The following is a 19,544-nucleotide window of genomic DNA, read 5'->3' on the forward strand; positions in this document are numbered from 1 at the left end:
CTCTTTAGAATATATCACCCATTACTCTTGATGTTTATTGATGCACATAAATTTTGAAACACGCAAAAGCAATAGTGTGATTATTACATTATCTGTAAAAAATAAAAATTTTTTGATGCAGGAGATAAGTATTTGATAATATTTCTCATTCAAAATCTTGAGTCGTCATTAAGTTGTATGTCAACGTTTATTTATAAATAGTCTCGATGAGCACAAGAATCTCTGCTTCCCCCCTTTTTTTGGGGGGAAGCAGAGATTCTGTACAACACATCTAAATGCTTATATTGCACAATTAAGATAATACAATCTAATGTTAAGGCAACGTGCTCATTAGTGCGAAGACGAGGCCCGCGATTTGTTAATGTTATCATGATCGCACATAACTATTTAATTTTGTGAAATTTTACTCATTCTATCGATATGCGCCATGCCAAACGCAGAGATAACGAAAGCTAAATGGATGATGACACACCACATAATTTTATTATCCGGTACTTTTTCTGCTTCCATAAATATTCTTAATAGATGTACAGAGGAAATGGCAACAATCGAAGAGGCAACTTTATTCTTTATTGAGTTAACATCCATTTTCCCCATCCAGCTTAGTTTTTGATGTTGATCATCTACGGTCATTTTAAGAATAAAATTCTCATAACCTGAGAACATAACCATAACTAAAAGCCCGCCCACTAAGGCAATGTCAACAAGAGATAAAACTATTAGTATTAATCCTGACTCAGGTATTGCAAAAAGCTCAGGGATAATATGGAATATTTGTTGAAAAAACTTCACAGTAAGTAACATGAATCCAAACGACAGGCCTATGTAGACAGGAAATAAAAGCCATCTAGATGCATAAGTGATCCTTTCAATATACTTTTTCATTATCACTCTTTAGTTATAAACAAGATCAAGATCATGGGAATCAAGATTAGTATAAAAGTATTTAGCAAACTAGTTCAATTAGAACATAGGCAATTTCCCCTAATGCTTTTCTGTATCAACTAGCGTTAGACTTGTCTATATGCCTATGCATAAATAATAACTATATTTTAACTATAAAAATGCGTTTGAATTATTGCCTTTAAAACATTATACATTATATAAAATCTTTTTTTTAAAACAAAAAGTCTTTAGGTAATTATGAGGAAAGCGCACTGAAGTTACTTCAATATATGGCTTTTATTGATGCCAGAGCATAAGATTACTGAGTTATAAAACGATAAAAAAACTTCAGGCCACGTGACTTTCTGATAGAAAAGGTGGGTAAGCTACCCATAACTCAATCTGACATCATTAATTGAATATATTATGATTTATATAAAAAAGCTAGAACAAGTCAGCGCTTGTTGCATATAGCATACTTATTTAATATGCTTATACGTATAATTAGCTCTGTCTTTTGACAGTCGAAATCATGCTTGCTTTGTTATACCTTTAGTATAATCATGACGAAGCTTCAGATGACTTTTGAGTGTATTAAATGACCAACAGCAGTCCTATGCTGCTATAGCAGTATTTAAAGCAGATCTTTATTATCGCAGGTGTATCATTTTCTGATACGACCTACCCTAATAATGTTTAGTTGTAGCAATATACTCTTACATTCTTCCCGATAGCAGAATGTGTTTTTATTTAAAACTACTCTGGCTACTGAACAATGTTTTGAGCTAACAAGATAGTTATTACAGTCAAAGACTACTTTACATTCCCTCGTAATAACGTAATCTTTTCCAAAGATATCATCTTTTTTATTTAAGAGGTCATTGTTATACGCTTCTTAGCCTTATAGTATGAATTTGACTGACATTATATGTTTCCTTGCTCAGGGATGAGTAATTTTTACTTAAAAAGTATGATAGAAATAACGTCTATTATACTCCTGTAACAAAAACATTAAGGCCGATGCTATAACATATCTTAACTTTTTATGATGAGATTAGCTGTCTGAGCCGAGCCATAACACGTCAAAAAACATTAACTTCTATATGTTAGTTAAAGGTTCTACTGTCTTCAATACACCGCTACGAGTATCACGTTAGGCTTCATCCGATAACTAACACACAGAAGAAATAAAAAGTATTCTCTGGTAACACCACATCACAGAATAGCATTCTACTTTATTGATTCATTGCAGTTGAGCTAAGAGGAAATATACTAGAATGCTATATAGCATTAATCTAAGAACGGAGTTGACCGTTAAGCCGGGTTCTGTCGTGGACAGTCATTCATCTAGGCCAGTGCTCACGCACTAGCTCAAGCGGCCTACCCAGGTTCAGTACGGGCCGTACCAGGCGAACCCCTTATTGGCCTTGCTCCAGGTGGAGTTTACCTTGCGACGCACTGTTACCAAGCGTACGGTACGCTCTTACCGCACCCTTTCACCCTTACCTGATCCTACTTTCGCAGGCCATCGGCGGTCTTCTCTCTGTTGCACTTGTCGTGGGCTTTCGCCCCCCAGGCGTTACCTGGCACCCTGCCCTATGGAGCCCGGACTTTCCTCCCCTTGTTCTTTTCTGTCCTCGCGAGGATTAAGACGAAGCGGCGACTGTCTAGTCAACTCCTAAGAGGAGTATAGGGCACTACTCTACGATTGTCACCTAAGATTACGCTCTAACGATCAAGTTGCAATAACGCGTACTGCCTTGCGACCTATGCCAAAAGCTGCGCAACAGCTATAGGTTAATTAACCTGATTGTGGTTTTATCTTTAATGCGTCTTTACTTCTCTAAAACTAGAGGAATCAAGACACGCCTCCTGCTTTATAGATGGGCAAGACAGACTCATGCCCGAGCAGAACTTCGAAACTCACAGTTTAGACATGGTCCTGTGTTTACAGACCGCCGAATGAGCAGAGCTCAACGCGAGCATGCGACTTCATAGCCGATCTTTTTTCCCAGCAATGCTATCCTGGATCGTTGATGAGTTAGGTGCTCACACTCTAGACCAGTCTTATACTCTTTTTGTCTTATACTATAGGTCAAACTCATGTTATGTCTGAGTTTTCTGTTGATTATAGAAAAATTTTTCAAAAATATATCATATATAACAAAATATTTTTAAAAAGTGACTAGTTTAATGGGTATTCTCAGCGTTGATAAGATCAACGTGCGGTAAGAGTCTCAAGCCTCCGAAGATATCGGACTTCCGGAAGGTTGTTGGTAATTGGTAATACATAGAGAATTGCTGTAACAATGTCTACTAGACAGTCTTTGGTTGTTAAAAAACTTAAGATTCACCATGTGATGTAAAAGAGTTTCAACATAAAAATTTTAGATATAGTAAAATTTCACCCTATGTATTTAGTTGCTAACGAAGACTCCTGATGCTAATATATATTTATTAACTCCAGCACTTTTAATTTTACCTTGATGCTGAATATCAGCTCGAAGGCTTTAAGTTTTGAGCAGGGACTGGTCACCGCCCTACTCTTTATTGACCGTCAATTACTTTTCTCGTGCTTTACAGAAAATCGATAGCTCGTATCTCGACACGTCACTAAAAATCTCTTTAATCATAGTAAAGCATGCTTTTGTGCTATTTAGCGTTTTCTATAATCGGTATGATCTCTACTATACTAATTGCTCATTAGATTAAGGTCATTGTTTTACATTTCATATATAAATATGCTTCTCTAAATAGAGAGCATAAGGAATATTTGTTCAGATCTTATCTAAGTCACAGCCGCTAGATGATAATTAATGCTGACGCGCATATGCCTGAAATTAGAGCTCTTACAAATTTATATTTTACAACCCATCAGTTGATGAGCTGATCGATTAAATTGTCCTTCTCACGAATGGAGAATTGAGAATAGTTAAGCGAACTAGATCGTCTTATGCAGCAAGTCGGAAAAGCGCTCCCTCACGTATAATCAGAGAACTTTTCTTTAAGACCCCCGCACTCTAAAGAAGTCAAGGGGGTCTTAAAGAAAAGTTTATCGAAAGTTCGATCACATTTTTATCGTTGCGCTTAAAAGAAATATAGCAAAACCATATTGATATGATTAGAGTGCTATTTTTTAAAACTTTATAGCTTAGTTATATAACGATCACATCGGTACGCCGGCCGTCAGCACTCTACAAAATCTTACGCTCAAATAAGAGGAATAAAGGCTCTCGTAGAACAACTCTCTACTATTTTATACTGTCTTCAGACAGATACCTAAGGCTCAAGAAGTGCCTATTAGCGTTATTGTATCACTAGGTTGGTTTTTATCATTTTTATTAAGTGTTTTACTATTCAACATACAATCACAGCATACGTCCTGATAAGGAAACGGTACACGCGAGACCATAAAAATCTTCTGCAATCTATCATAGAGCCTTGTAACTATTCTTTTTAGGCAAAAAAATGAAAATATTCAAGTTACGATAGAATTACCTATTTTAGTTATTGATCGTATCGACCGTAGATTTTTTAGTAAAAAACGAATGGGGGAAGTTTAAGAATATGCTGTAGAAAAGCTTTCAACATAAAGCAACACCATGTATTAGTAGATAAAGAATGACGCCTCATGCACTTATCGTGCTATGCTATTTTTTTAAAATGATTACTTTCAATCTGAATCTACAAACCTTAATGACTCAAGGTTACTAGAAAATCCGGTAATATTTTAGATAACCGTACGTGCGAGAGACATCTCTACCATAACGCTCTATTTAAAACTACTAATCAAAATTTCTGACTGGTAAAAAAATTAAAAATCTTCTACTCTGAGCATCAGAATGCAAGAACATATCATGTTCTAAATGGCAAACAAGATAGTCTGAGTCATTCATTAAATTACCGTCTCATCTTACAGACTGCAATGCACGTCTTAATACCAAAAATACTACTGAAGCATCATCTTAGTCTTTGGAAGTTTTTATTCTATGCATCGATTAAAGCCCTTCAACTAGAGGACAAAGTAAACATAATTAAATTAAAACAATCACTTGCAGTAAACTCAACGCTCAAGATAGATGAATTCTTAATTATATTACATAGCATATGATCATAAGATTTGAATATTTTTAAGAACACACACCTTTTATGTCATATAATACTAACTTCAGATAACAACAAAACCATGTTTCAAGTTCTTCTTGATTCAATCAAGATCGTGTTATGTTAAAGAAATTACGCACATTTACGACGCTAAATAAATGCAGTCTATTAATTCAAAAAAATTTTCATCGCGCATAACGATAACGGTCATAATCTTTTGTAAAAAAGACAAAACCACTCTTTGATGTGCCATGCAATAATCACACTTTCTCTATCTTTTGAAACTTGTTATCACATAAAAACTCAGATATCACTCATATTACTACCTGAGGTATGAAAAGACTCTATAAAAATTCTTTTTGTTTTTAAGTTTATGTAAGATATTTTTTAAATCTATAAACATAGCTTTTGGATGATAGATTATTACATCCGGCTAGTTACACTAAGCAATGCTCTACTGTATCAATAGCTCCAACTACATTATAGTTAAGTGTCTATATAAAATGTTTGTCGATTAAAACCATAGGATCAGATCTGTATATGACTATCCAGCACATTGTTTAATCTCAGCCGTGAGTTATTGTTGATGTCTTGAAACTCTTGAATTAGTCTAGGGAGGAAATGACCTAATTAGCGCGCTCTTTCGAGAGTTAAAGAACAGCCTTTCCCAACTGCACCAGCATGATGAGTGGCTTTGGGTACCACCCTAAAACCAGCACCAAGAAGGAGAATATCAACAACATCATACCCCCGATGCTCCTTGCCCAGTTGCCAGGAACAGCATGGCAACATTGTTCTTTCGGGGATAGGTATAGGCTAATCATGATAGGCAAGTAGTAACATAAACCGATTGCACTTCCGGCTACTACAGCGCTCGTTAGCCAAGCAAGATGACTATGAACACAGAGCGCAATAACATAGAACTTCCCGATAAAACCAAGAGTCATAGGAATGCCAGCTAATGATAACAGCATGACTGTTAGTACTGATGATAACACTGGACGATGCCAAAATAAACCACGGTAGGCATACAGTGAATCTACATCCTCGCCAGCATAAGGACTAGACAGTAGGCTCACGACGCCGAAAGCTCCCAAGCTTGCAAACAAATACCCGGTGAGATAAACGCCGATAGCTTCCAGGGCTAGAGTGCTGTGGGCTTTCACTGCGATCAAGCCCACCAGTAGGTAACCTAGGTGAGCAATAGACGAATAGCCTAGTATCCTCTTGATATTATTTTGGTTAAGCGCCATCATATTTCCGAACAACATGGAGGCAAAAGCAATAATAGTCAGCACTAACCGCAACGGTTCGCTGGCGGTCACCGGCGTACAAAAGAAAAAGCGCACCACCGCTGCGAAAATCGCAATTTTACTGGCCGTGGCCAGAAATCCAGACACCGATGCGGGCGCACCTTGATAGACATCCGGGGTCCAGAGATGGAACGGCACTAACGATAGCTTAAAGCCGAGTCCTACGATCATCATCCCAAAACCTATTATCATGGCAGGATGCATCAGCATCGCATCCTGAAGCGCTTGACCAACGCCGGTGAAAGACAGCTCTCCGGTACCAGCATATATCAGCGCTATACCAAAAATCAAAAATGATGACGCAGCAGCTGACAAAAGAGTGTATTTGATGCCGGCCTCTAGAGAGCAATTATTCTGAAAAGAATAACCGACCATCCCGAATAGCGGAAGCGAAATCAGCTCAACACCAAGAAATAGAGATATTAAATGATTGGAGCAGGCAAGCAGGATACCCCCCATTGCAGCAAGCAATAATAACAAATAAAACTCATCACGATTTCCCGGATATCCCTCCAGCCAGGCGTAGGATAGCGCGCTTGTAGCCAGACTAGCTATCAGAACCAGGCTAGTGTAGAATTTGGCAAAACCATCGATTCTAATTAGCGGCGTCACGTCTATTGAGTCAAACTTTGCCAAGAAACACAGCGACAGCAGTGATAAAGTTAGCCCAATGATTGTTATCATTGCGTTAAAAAAATGCTTTCGGCGCCATGCAATAGATAGCATCAGCAACACTACCGCTAATCCGATAAGCGAAAGTGGTAATAATGCGATCAGTTCTTGAGAAGTAATTGTCATGAAAAATTACGTCCTTGTCGTTGAAATAGTAAAACCGTCGGCGGCAGAGAACCGCTTCTGGATATTGCTCATGGCGCTGGACGATGTATCCATAATTGGCTGTGGAAAGAACCCGAGCAGTAGTAACATCACAACCAGAAAAACAATAATACAGCGTTCTCGTAAAGTCATGCCCGGTAGCGGATCAATGGATTTGGCCGGGCCGTAATACGCGCGCTGTATCATAGTAAGCGAGTAAATCGATGCGAATACCAAACCGAATGCAGCAATCACCGTAATTACAGGTGCAACCGGGAAACTACCGAATAAAATAGTAATCTCGCCCACAAAATTTCCTGTACCCGGCATGCCTAGCATTGCAACAGCAAAGAATAACGAAAACGCGGGCATCAGTCTCAGCCGACTCCATAGCCCCCCCATTTCCTGCATATCCCAAGTATATAACCGCTCATACAGTTGACCGCAAATAATAAACATGCCAGCAGACGCGAGGCCGTGAGCGATCATTTGCACCACCACCCCATGGTAGGCCATCTGACTGCCGCTATAGATGGCAATCAGCACGAGGCCCATATGGGAGATACTGGTATAGGCAAGAAGGCGCTTGATGTGGTTTTGCAAGAAGGCCATCCAGGCGCCGTAAAGGATGCTCCCCACCCCTATCCACATAGCGATCGGGGCAAACTGCTGCGAGGCATTCGGAAACAGCGGCAAGATAAATCGCAACATGCCGTAAGCAGCAGTTTTTAACAAAATCCCCGATAGGTCGACCGAACCGGCGGTTGGGGACTCGCTATGCGCGTCAGGAAGCCAGCCATGCAGGGGCACCACAGGCATTTTGACGGCGAAAGGAAAAAAGAACCCAAGCATCAAAAGATATTCTATTTTTAGCGACATTGGAGTGCGCATCAAGTCTTCATAATTAAAAGTCCAGATGCCGGTAGCGTTATAGTGCGCTAGCACTATCCCAAGAATCGCCACTAGCATTACCAGACCGCTTGCTTGAGTATAAATAAAAAATTTTATCGCGGCGCCCATGCGGGCTGTAACGTTAGAGGGCTTATGCCCCCAAAGCGCGATGAGAAAATACATCGGTACCAACATCATTTCCCAAAAGAAAAAAAAGAGAAACATGTCGATAGACAAGAACACGCCTATCACGCCGCTCAGAATCCATAGCAAGTGAAAGTGGAAGAGCCCCTGATGGCGCCGAATGTCTTCCCAGGAGCAAAGAATAGCCAGCGTCCCAAGCATCCCAGTAAGCACCACCATAAGAAGTGATAAACCGTCAAGGGCTAGATGGACGCTGATGCCAAATCGCGGAATCCAAGGGAAAAGATACTCTTCCTGCCATTGCAGAGCCCCGCGGGGAATAGCTACTATGTAGCAGCTCTGCCTCCATAACAGTAATGCAATTGCTAGTGTTAACCCCATAGCAATCATGGCGACCCAGCGAGGAACTCCGTTACCGAAACGCTCACATGTTACACATAACAGACCGCCGATAAAGGGGATAAGAATTAGCCAAGGTAATAGCATGGCGTTTTGCGTCCCTCATTCTAAAATCAATTAACTTTCATATTACAGGGGCAATATTTATCTGACCGTGTCACTCTAAATAGGAAATGAAGCTCAGAGTACTTAGATAAACGTTAACATTGCTAGCACAAAAATTGCCCCTATAACTAACGAGATCGCATACCAACGCACCTCTCCGTTCTCGCTCGCCGTCAGGATCCGCCCACCCCGGCGCACCAGGAAAGCAGGAAGAGTCATTAGTGCGTTAAGGGGGTCACTCGTCAGTAACTGCGCAATAAGTAAGTAAGGTTTGACAAAGAGCTTATCGTAAAGCCAGTCGAACCCCCATCCGTGCAACAACCAGATTGTGAAGAAACGTCCCGGCGCGCTGGCGGAGATAGCTGTCAGTAAACGAGACTGACCAAGCCAGAGCCCTGCTGCCAGGACAACTCCTATGATAGAGATTGCGCCCGAGATGATACCGAACGCCACTTTGCCTTCATGACTACACTCGCTAGCCGGAAAAACCTCTGATAACGGGGGGGTGATCCACGCCCCAATGCAGGTGGACAATATTATTAGTATGATTAGTGGTAGATGATGACTGATGCCTCCTCGACAGGCATGGGGATGTATTTTCGCCTGACCATGGAAAACGATAAAGATCATGCGGAATGTATAGAGCGAGGTCAAGAAAACCCCCATCAGGCTAGCCAATATTAGCACGTCATGCCCATTAACCATGGTCCGCCAGAGGATTTCATCTTTGGAATAAAAACCGGCGCTGACGAGCGGAAGTGACGACAGCGCCGCACCCCCGACCAGAAAACAAATATAGACTAATGGAAGAGATTTTCTCAAACCGCCCATCTTAAAAATATTATGCTCGTATTGGCACGCGACGATCACCGAACCGGAGGACAAGAATAGCAGGGCCTTGAAAAAGGCGTGAGTCATTAGGTGAAAAATGGCAGCGGTCCAGGCCTGAACGCCCAGGGCAAGAAACATGTAGCCGATCTGGCTCATGGTGGAATACGCCAGAACCCGCTTTATATCGGTTTGTACTAGGGCGGAAAACCCAGCCAGGAGCAGCGTGACTGTCCCGATAATCGCAACCACATGCAATACCACCGGAGCCATAAGGAATAGAGCGTGGGTACGAGCAATAAGATACACGCCGGCGGTCACCATGGTGGCAGCGTGTATCAACGCCGATACCGGGGTCGGACCGACCATTGCATCAGGCAGCCAAGTTTGTAGCGGCAGCTGAGCCGATTTTGCTATTGCGCCGCCCAATAGCATTAGGGTTGCCAAGGTGATCATCGGTGAGTCTTCCCCCAGCTTTTCAGTCGCGCATACCGTTATCTCGTGAAAATTAAGCGTCCCTAGCTGGTCATACAAAATAAACAACGCACATGCGAGTAAGATGTCCCCTATACGTGTAACAATAAACGCCTTCATAGCTGCTACACCGTTTTTCGACTCGCTGTAATAGAAGCCTATCAGTAAGTAACTACACAGCCCGACCACTTCCCAGCCGAGATACATTAGCAGCAAGTTATCTGCCAGTACTAGTAAGGTCATGCTAGCAATAAACAGATTGGTATAGGCGAAAAAGCGAGCATACCCCTCTTCCCCATGCATGTACCATGAAGCATAAAGATGAATAAAAAACCCAACACCAGTGATGATGGACAACATCGTCAGCGATAGGCCATCAAGACTGAGTGTAATAGGAATGAGAAAATCGCCAATCATCATCCAGTGCCATAGCGTCTGGGAAAAAACCGATGACTCTTCGCCTTGGTCAAGGATGAAATTTAGTCCCACCAAAACCGTGGTCATGGCCGATATTCCGATACTCCCAACACCCACTATTGCTGCCAAACTTTCAGACCGGCGTGCCGGGGGGCACACCATAAAAAGAAAACCCATCAGAGGGAACAATGGAATTAAATAGAGTATATTCATCCGCGCATCTCACTGACTCTGTCGATATTTAGGGTTTTGTAGCGATAGTGTAATTTCAGGAGCAGGGCCAGGCTGATGCTGGCCTCGGCAGCGGCTAGAGTCACGGCGAGGATATACATCACCTGCCCGTCCGCCTGGTTCCAATAGCTTCCGGCTACAACGCATGCCAGGGCTGAGGCGTTTATCATGATTTCCAACCCTAAAAGCATAAATAGGAGATTACGGCGAATCATCATACCCGTTAGGCCCAGAACAAACAGAATAGAAGCTAAAATGAGTCCGTGTGATAACGGGATCATGTATTCCCCTCCCTGTCGCTCTTGATCGTATCTACCTTATTCGCCTCCTTGTACAACGCCTGGAGATTGACGCGATCGTGTCGCCCCAAATGAAAAGCGCCTACAAGCCCGGCTAGTAAGAGCATTGAAGCGAGCTCCACGGCTAACACATAAGGACCAAAAAGAGCTATACCGACAGTTTTAGGTGTAATAATTTCCCCCGACATGCCTTGAGCGTTGATCCAAGATAGTGCATTCACCAGCACTGCTAGTAGGATTAGCGACAAGATAGCCGGTCCGATCCAGACCCGAGGCCGAAACCAGCGACTTTTCTGTTTTTCATGGCTAACGCTAGTATTGAGCATCATGATCACGAAAATGAACAATACCATGATAGCTCCAGCGTAAATGATAATTTCCAGAGCACCAGCAAAGTAGGCACCTAGCGAAAAAAATACGCAAGCGATGGCTAGTAGCGAAATAATAAAATACAACAATGCATGTATTGGCTGGTTATGGGTTATGACACGTAATGTTGCTAAAATTGCGACGAAGCCTGACAGATAAAACGCTAGTTCCATATTGCTCTCCTTAGGGCAGCAAGCTTTTTACGTCGACAGGTTTGGCTTCGTTTTCCGCCTCACCCTTCTCCTTGCCAGCAATAGCTATACCAGCCATGCGGTAGAAGTTATATTCCGGATATTTACCTGGACCCGAAATTAGCAATTCTTCTTTTTCATATACCAGATCCTGGCGCTTAAACTCGGCCATCTCGAAATCTGTGGTCAGTTGAATAGCAGTGGTAGGACAGGCTTCTTCGCATAGACCGCAGAAAATACAGCGCGAAAAATTGATACGAAAGAATTCCGGATACCAACGTCCGTCTTTTCTCTCTGCTTTTTGTAGTGCGATACAGCCCACTGGGCAAGCGACCGCGCACAGGTTACACGCCACGCATCGCTCCTCTCCATCAGGATCGCGCGTTAGTACAATACGGCCGCGAAAACGTGGCGGTGGATTGACTGGCACGTCCGGGTACATGCGGGTTTCACGCTTGTTAAATGCCTGCCTGCCTATCATCCAGATGCTGCGCAACGTGGTTCCGCAGCCAATCACTAACTCTTTTAACGTCATGATTAATTGATCTCTTAGTGCGCATTGTACAAAATGATTATTGCAGTCGCTAACAGGTTGAGCAGCGTAAGAGGCAGGAGAATTTTCCAGCCGAGCGCCATGACTTGATCATAGCGTGGACGCGGTAGCGCTGCTCGAATAAGAATAACAATCATCACAATAAAAGCGGTTTTTACTGTAAACCAAATACATGGCGGCAACCACGGTCCCTGCCAACCACCGAAGAATAGCGTCACCATCAGAGCTGATATGGTCACGAGGCCGATATATTGGCCGACAAAAAACAGACCGAACTTCATGCCTGAGTATTCGATATGGTACCCATCAGCCAGTTCCTGCTCGGCTTCTGGCTGATCGAAGGGGTGGCGGTGACATACCGCGATGCCCGCCATCGCAAAGGCGACAAAACCTAAGAATTGTGGCACCACGTTCCATAGGGAAGCCTGCGCCTCAACGATCGTGGTAAGATTGAATGAACCGGCCTGTGCCACCACCCCAAGCAACGATAGACCGAGGAACACTTCATAACTTAGCGTCTGCGCTGAGGCACGCATGGCTCCCAACAAAGCATATTTATTATTGCTCGACCAGCCGGCGAAAAGCACCGAATAAACCGCTAGACCGGCTGTCATCAAAAAAAACAATACTCCGATATTAAAATCAGCCACTAACCAAGTCGGACTCACTGGCACAATGGAAAAGGTAATCAGAAATGAGGTAAACGCGATAACCGGAGCCAAGGTAAAAATACATGTATCAGCAAACGGCGGGATCCAGTCTTCTTTAAACATCATTTTCACAACATCTGCTAGCAGCTGAAGGGATCCGCCCCAACCTACACGGTTAGGTCCATAGCGGTTTTGAAACAAACCGAGTAGGCGCCGTTCGACAAAGCTTAGGTAAGCGCTACAGGTGACCACCAGTAGCAGAATAACCACCGCCTTCAACACCTCCAAGAAGATTGCATTGCCTTCTGGTATCAACCACCTCATGGCGATACCTCCCGAAGATTCACCACCCTCTGTCCCGCTAACATAGTAGGAATGCCCGGGAAACCCAGCGGAAGCCCTACCTGTCCAGAAATGAGGCAATCGCTGAACTTCACAGGCAGACGCAGCTTTATATCCTCACAGGTGACATCGAGCAATGTCCCGCACTTAATGCCCATCCTAGAGGCGTCCGACCGGCTCATCATCACATAAGGTGCCGGCATCCGCTCCTGGATAACAGGAGCGTTCTGTGAGGTTTCATCACTCCCAAATAAGTGCCAGTAAGGAACGATGCGCCAGCTAGCGTCTTTCGCTAGCGTAAAAGCGGGTGGAATATCTTTAAAGTACTCCACCCGGTGCTCGCTCTCTTCTAGAAGCCGCACCCCAGGATCTCCGTACCACAAATGACCGCCAACTTCATCCTGGAATTTATTCCAGGCCTGGGGTGAATTCCAACCCGGTGCCCACGCGAATGCCACCTGCTGCCGCGGCGCCTGGGGCGCATTATTTCCTTCCATGGAGAAGGCGAACATACTGTCCTTATTTTGCGGCACACGCGGTTCATGCACATCAATCTGAGCGCGTATCGCAGTACGTCCACTGTATCGGTGTGGTTCACATGCTAGTTTCTGGCCATGAACACGAAATCCAGCGTCTGGTGCAGCATGCTTGATTCCTGAGAGCTGAGGCATCGCTTCCGCAGCAGCATCAATAATATGATCAAGTTGGGTCCAAGACGCCTGACGCTGTAAATGGGTGGAGTGTACTAAATGCAGCCAGCGCCAACTAGACAACATGACTACCTTGTTATTATAGTACGTCGGATCATAGACTTGGAAGAAGCGCTGCGCCCGACACTCCTGATTGACGAGTGTACCGTCACTTTCGGCAAAGCTTGCTGCTGACAGAATAAGATTAGCCTTGTTTTGTAAGGTAGTGCGCTGGTGGTCGAGCACAATAAGGTTTTTAACATTGGCTAACGCAGCATCGATACGCAAGGCAGGTGCATGCCGGTAAAGGTCGTTTTCTAGTACAATCACGCAATCCGCCGCGCGCTTCTCGAGAGCGGCCAGCGCATCATCTAAGCTGCCCCCCCCCATCATCGCTAGCCCCATACTATTCGCGCTAGAAGCAATAAAGCTAATCCCCACCTGGCTTCCGAGGCTTTTTAGGGCGTACGCGACGTTTGCGGCAGCCGAGATCACCGCGGCGCTGCAGGCGTTGCTGCCGGAAATGATCAGAGGCTTACAGGCATCGGCTAGTGCCTGTGCGATCACATCAACTTTACTTTGAAGAGAATCATCAAGGTTAGCGACTGCCGGTGCAGTTTTGTCTAGCTTATGAGCAATCGCAAAGCCAAGCCGAGCCTGATCATTTACTGGTGCACAGTAGCTCCAGGTAGCGACATCGTCCAGACGCGTGCGGTCAACGTTTGTGATAAATAGCGGATGTTTGGCATTCTGTCCGATGTTCATGATGGCAGCGATCTGCCAATCAGGCACCTTCTGAGCTGCGGCCATCACGCGCGCTTTTCCTTTTACAGCCTGACGCACTGCAAGCGCAACCCGCGCGCCAGTCTGGGTTAGATCCTCTCCAAGCACCAGCACAGCGTCATAACTTTCTATTTCTCGCAGCGATGGAGTTCGGATGCCACTATTACGCAAAATATGAAGCATCAGCGCTAGACAATCCTGTTCTCCCCCGCTAATCCCTGCGTAAAAATTCTCCTCCCCCACAAGTTCGCGTAGAGCGAAATTACTTTCAATGCTAGCTCTAGGCGAGCCAATGCCGATTGTAGCCCCTGCATAGCGCAGCGCAGCTACAGCACCCTGGATCGCCTGATCCACGCTTAGAGTGATCAAGGCGTCTCCGCAACGCTGCATAGGCTGACGCGGACGGTCTTGCAAATTGACGTAACCGTAGCCGAAACGCCCTCGATCACATAAAAAGTAATGATTGACGCTACCGTTGTAGCGGTTTTCAATGCGGCGTAGCTCACCATAGCGTTCCCCAGGACTTGTATTGCATCCAACGCTGCACTGATGACAGATGCTGGGAGCGAACTGCATGTCCCATTTACGATTATAACGCTTAGCATGGGTTTTATCAGTAAACACGCCAGTAGGGCAAATTTCAACCAAGTTTCCGGAAAACTCGCTCTCCAGCACTCCGTCTTTCAGGCGGCCAAAATAGATATTGTCGTGGGCACCATAGACACCGAGATCATCTCCGTCCGTGTAATCTTTGTAGTAACGGATGCAGCGGTAGCATGCGATGCAGCGGTTCATTTCATGGGAAATGAACGGCCCCAGATATTGATTGCGATGGGTGCGCTTGCTAAAACGGTAGCGTCGGAAATGCTGGCCGGTCATAACTGTCATATCCTGAAGGTGGCAGTGACCACCTTCTTCACAGACCGGGCAATCGTGCGGATGGTTAGTCAACAGCCACTCCACCACATTCTGGCGGAAAAGCTTTGCTTCATCATCAACAATGGAAATACAGGTACCATCAGCAGCTGGTGTCATACAAGACATCACTAACTGTGAGCGGCGGGCATCCTTAGTGTTTTGGTATTGCTTAACCGCACACTGGCGGCACGATCCTATGCTACCTAGCGCCGGATGCCAGCAAAAATAGGGGATCTCAAAGCCGAGGGACAAACACACCGCTAGAAGATTGTCTGATTTATTAACCTCGTACTCTTTTCCATCGACATGAATGGTAGCCAAAGTTAGCATGCTCAGGTTAGGTCCGCAAAGAGCGGATGTTAATCAACGTCCGTGTTAGGATGGAAAGCGCTTATCACCCGCCTGATCCGCACGGGCCAATTGAATCATGACTCGAGCGCTTTTAATAAGTTTGACTGCACGCCCACTATGGCGTGGGTATTGCTTAGAAACTCTGTGCTAATCCCCGCCTCGAACTCGGAGCGGAAGTGCTTAAGCGCACTTTGCAGCGGCTCCACCGCGCCAGGCGCATGCGCGCAAAAGGTTTTACCAGGTCCCAGGAAACGGCATAGCTGCTCGAGGGTTTCAATATCCCCCGGCTGGCCTTTGCCGTTTTCTAGTGCTCGTAGCAGTTGGACAGTCCAGGGCAGGCCATCTCGGCAGGGCGTACACCAGCCGCAGGATTCCCGGGCGAAAAACTCTTCTAGATTACGCGTTAACGACACCATGTTGATTTCGTGGTCCACTGCCATTGCCAATGCGGTACCTAGCCGACTGCCAGCTTTGCTGATATTCTCGAAATCCATCGGCAGATCTAGATGATCCGGGGTCAAGAAGTCGGTGCTGCCGCCACCGGGTTGCCAGGCTTTCAGGGTTAGGCCATCACGCATACCGCCCGCGTAATCTTCGAGGATCTCGCGCGCATTAATGCCGAAAGGCAGCTCCCAGACACCAGGATGCTTTACTCGGCCAGAAAAACCCATTAGCTTAGTGCCAGCATCCTTGCTCTTACCGGCGGTGATGCCTTGATACCAACCCACTCCATGCTCAAGGATAGCTGGCAAATTGCACAAAGTTTCAACATTATTGACGCAGGTAGGTTTCCCCCAAGCGCCGACGCTGGCGGGAAAAGGTGGCTTTGATCGCGGGATAGCACGTCGCCCTTCCAGGGCGTTGATGAGCGCCGTCTCCTCACCGCAGATATAACGGCCGGCTCCAGTGTGCAAGATAAGCTCGAAATCAAATCCGATCCCCAGAATATTTTTGCTCAACCATCCTGCTGTAGTAGCCTCCACAATTGCACGGTGTAAATTTTTTGCCGCTTTGATGTACTCGCCGCGTAGGAAAATATAGCCCCGGTAGGCTTGCAGCGCAAATGCAGCAATTAGCATACCCTCCAGCAGAAGATGGGGCAATTGCTCCATCAGCAGACGATCTTTATAAGTCCCCGGCTCCATTTCATCAGCATTACATATCAAATAACGAACATTCATAGCGGAATCTGTTGGCATCAGGCCCCACTTAAGGCCAGTGGGAAAGCCAGCACCCCCGCGGCCTTTTAGACCAGAGTCTTTCACCAGACGAACGATATCATCCTGTGCCATACAGCTTAATGCTTTCTGTGCACCAACATATCCGTTTTTACTTTGATACTCCGCAAGCCAAATTGGCTCGTGGTCATCACGCAGCCGCCAGGTCAAAGGATGCGTTTCAGGAGTGCGGATAAAGGGCTTGCTCATTGATATTTCTCCAGCAAAAGAACGATCGCATCAGGCGTCAGATCTAAGTAGGTGTCTTCATTCACCATCATGATTGGCCCCTTATCACAGTGACCCAGACAGCAGGTGGGTAACAGCGTGAACCTGTTATCAGGTGTTGTCTGGCCCAGTGTGATGTTCAGTGCCTGCTCAAGAGCACCCTGAATCCCTTGATAACCAGTAATATAGCAGACCACGCTATCACAATACCGAACAACGTGACGGCCCACCGGCTGACGAAAAATCTGACTGTAAAAGGTAGCTACCCCCTCAACATCGCTACCGGAAATACCTAGACACTGAGCGATGGCAGTAATCGCTCCATCCGGCACCCATCCTCGATGTTTCTGCACAATTTTTAGCGCTTCGATCGAGACTGCACGCGCATCCTCATAATGGAGCCTCTCATGCCCGATGGCTATGCCCTCCTCATGACTTAGCTCAAATATTTCGGTCTTGGTATCTACGCCCCCTCCTGCATGCTGGAGAGTTTCTGTCTGTTTCTGCATAATTATCGATCCACATCTGACATAACGAAATCAATACTGCCCAGATATACGATTAAATCTGATACCAGACTACCGCGAATAACGGATGGGATCTGTTGTAAATGAGGAAAACTAGGAGTACGGATACGCGTACGATAACTCATCGTGCCGCCATCGCTGGTTAAATAATAGCTATTGATACCTTTAGTGGCCTCGATCATCTGGAATGCTTCGTTAGCTGGCATCACCGGCCCCCAGGAAACCTGTAAAAAGTGCGTGATCAGGGTCTCGATATGCTGCAGGGTGCGCTCTTTCGGAGGTGGCGTGGTTAGAGGATGATCGGCCTTGAACGGCCCCTCCGGCATATTCTTCAGGCACTGCTCGAGGATGCGTAAACTTTGTCGCATCTCTTCTACTTTTATCATCACGCGGCTATAGCAGTCGCTCACACCATCACCCACAGGCACCTCGAAGTCAAAGTTTTGATATCCAGAATAGGGACGCCATTTCCGAACGTCAAAATCGATGCCAGTGGCACGTAGCGCTGCACCGGTTACGCCCCAGTCCAGGGCTTCTTTCGCACCGTAGGCGGCGACGCCCTCCGCGCGGGCGCGAAGTACGCTATTTCTCAGAGCCGCTTTTACATAGCTATCCAGACGTTTCGGTAGCCAGCTAAGGCATTCCTGCAGTAAGGAGTCCCACCCTCGCGGAAGATCGTGAGCTACACCTCCGATGCGGAACCAAGCGGGATGCATACGAAAACCTGTGATTGCCTCAACAACATCATAAATTTTTTGACGATCGGTGAACGCCAAAAAGACCGGAGTCATCCCGCCGATATCCTGAATATAAGTACTAATATACAACAGATGACTGTTGATTCGGAACAGTTCAGATAGCATAATCCGAATCACAGTGACGCGCTCAGGCACCACGATACCTGCTAGCTTTTCTACCGCTAGAACATAAGGCATTTCGTTAATGCAACCGCCAAGATATTCGATACGATCAGTATAGGGAATATAGCCGTGCCAGGATTGGCGCTCCCCCATCTTTTCGGCGCCGCGATGGTGATAACCGATATCTGGTACGCAATCGACAATCTCTTCGCCATCAAGCTGCAAGATGATCCGGAAGGCTCCATGAACAGAGGGGTGATTCGGACCTAGGTTGAGGAACATAAAGTCCTCGCTGTCAGTCCCTCGCTTCATGGCCCACTCTTCCGGCTTAAAGGTTAGTCCTGCCATTTCTAAATCTTCTTTTTGCTTGGTAAGAGCGAAAGGGTCAAATTCAGTAGCGCGTGCTGGATAATCTTTACGCAGCGGATGCCCTTCCCAGCTTTTTGGCATTATGATGCGGGTGAGGTGAGGGTGGCCCTCAAATATTATGCCAAACATTTCCCACGTTTCGCGTTCATACCAGTTAGCATTCAGGAAAATCCCGGTACAGGTCGGAAGGCGTAGGTCTTTTTCTAAAAGTGCCACCTTCATCATGATATCGCAATTTCGATCGATAGAAATCAAATGGTAAAAAACGGTAAAATCCGACTCTGGCAAACCTTGACGGTGAGTACGGAGGCGTTCATCCATCCCATGGAGGTCGTAGAGCATCACGTAAGGTTTCCGAAGATTTTTCAAAAATCTTAAAACGTCGAGAAGCTGCGCTCGTTTGACCCACACCACTGGTATGCCGTTACGGGTCGGCTGTAAAAAAAACGTGTCCGGGCTCAGGAAATAGCTACGTAACTCCCGAATCACCGGGTCATCAAGATGCTCGTGAGTTTTCCAGACCGGCGCGACAAGCTGTTGCGTCATTGACTCTGTCATAATTATCTTCACCACATTTTACTGTGCCGACGC

Annotated in this window: 12 protein-coding genes and 1 other RNA gene; all 13 read right to left on the reverse strand. The window is 45.5% G+C overall.

The window, feature by feature from the left end; all coding sequences use genetic code 11:
- Positions 1 to 387 precede the first annotated feature (387 nt).
- Entirely contained in the window at positions 388 to 885 is a 498-nt protein-coding gene (locus tag A359_RS02400; protein WP_014888268.1) for a TIGR00645 family protein, read from the reverse strand.
- Between the two features lie 1,299 nt (positions 886 to 2,184).
- Positions 2,185 to 2,564, reverse strand: an RNA gene (gene rnpB / locus A359_RS04190) — RNase P RNA component class A.
- Positions 2,565 to 5,639: 3,075 nt separating this feature from the next.
- A complete protein-coding gene (nuoN, locus tag A359_RS02405; RefSeq protein WP_014888269.1) occupies positions 5,640 to 7,100 on the reverse strand; it encodes an NADH-quinone oxidoreductase subunit NuoN in 1,461 nt (486 codons plus the stop codon).
- Positions 7,101 to 7,106: 6 nt separating this feature from the next.
- On the reverse strand, positions 7,107 to 8,639 hold the full coding sequence (gene nuoM, locus A359_RS02410) for an NADH-quinone oxidoreductase subunit M (protein WP_014888270.1): 1,533 nt from the start codon (positions 8,637 to 8,639) through the stop codon (positions 7,107 to 7,109).
- A 102-nt stretch (positions 8,640 to 8,741) separates the two neighbouring features.
- A complete protein-coding gene (gene nuoL, locus A359_RS02415) occupies positions 8,742 to 10,589 on the reverse strand; it encodes an NADH-quinone oxidoreductase subunit L (protein ID WP_014888271.1) in 1,848 nt (615 codons plus the stop codon).
- On the reverse strand, positions 10,586 to 10,888 hold the full coding sequence (gene nuoK / locus A359_RS02420) for an NADH-quinone oxidoreductase subunit NuoK (RefSeq protein ID WP_014888272.1): 303 nt from the start codon (positions 10,886 to 10,888) through the stop codon (positions 10,586 to 10,588). The genes nuoL and nuoK overlap by 4 nt, the downstream gene beginning before the upstream one ends.
- On the reverse strand, positions 10,885 to 11,448 hold the full coding sequence (nuoJ, locus tag A359_RS02425) for an NADH-quinone oxidoreductase subunit J (protein ID WP_014888273.1): 564 nt from the start codon (positions 11,446 to 11,448) through the stop codon (positions 10,885 to 10,887). The genes nuoK and nuoJ overlap by 4 nt, the downstream gene beginning before the upstream one ends.
- A 10-nt stretch (positions 11,449 to 11,458) precedes the next feature.
- Positions 11,459 to 12,001: an NADH-quinone oxidoreductase subunit NuoI gene (gene nuoI, locus A359_RS02430; protein ID WP_014888274.1), complete on the reverse strand. Its 543-nt coding sequence runs from the start codon at positions 11,999 to 12,001 to the stop codon at positions 11,459 to 11,461.
- Positions 12,002 to 12,015: 14 nt separating this feature from the next.
- Positions 12,016 to 12,993: an NADH-quinone oxidoreductase subunit NuoH gene (gene nuoH / locus A359_RS02435; protein WP_014888275.1), complete on the reverse strand. Its 978-nt coding sequence runs from the start codon at positions 12,991 to 12,993 to the stop codon at positions 12,016 to 12,018.
- Entirely contained in the window at positions 12,990 to 15,731 is a 2,742-nt protein-coding gene (gene nuoG, locus A359_RS02440) for an NADH-quinone oxidoreductase subunit NuoG (protein ID WP_014888276.1), read from the reverse strand. Before nuoG ends, nuoH begins: the two co-directional genes overlap by 4 nt.
- A 95-nt stretch (positions 15,732 to 15,826) precedes the next feature.
- Complete coding sequence (nuoF, locus tag A359_RS02445; RefSeq protein WP_014888277.1) at positions 15,827 to 17,179, reverse strand: NADH-quinone oxidoreductase subunit NuoF; 1,353 nt, start codon at positions 17,177 to 17,179, stop codon at positions 15,827 to 15,829.
- Entirely contained in the window at positions 17,176 to 17,706 is a 531-nt protein-coding gene (gene nuoE / locus A359_RS02450) for an NADH-quinone oxidoreductase subunit NuoE (protein WP_014888278.1), read from the reverse strand. The genes nuoF and nuoE overlap by 4 nt, the downstream gene beginning before the upstream one ends.
- A 2-nt stretch (positions 17,707 to 17,708) precedes the next feature.
- A complete protein-coding gene (gene nuoC, locus A359_RS02455; protein WP_014888279.1) occupies positions 17,709 to 19,511 on the reverse strand; it encodes an NADH-quinone oxidoreductase subunit C/D in 1,803 nt (600 codons plus the stop codon).
- Between the last annotated feature and the right edge of the window lie 33 nt (positions 19,512 to 19,544).

Source organism: secondary endosymbiont of Ctenarytaina eucalypti, from assembly GCF_000287335.1.
Classification (GTDB): Bacteria; Pseudomonadota; Gammaproteobacteria; order Enterobacterales; family Enterobacteriaceae.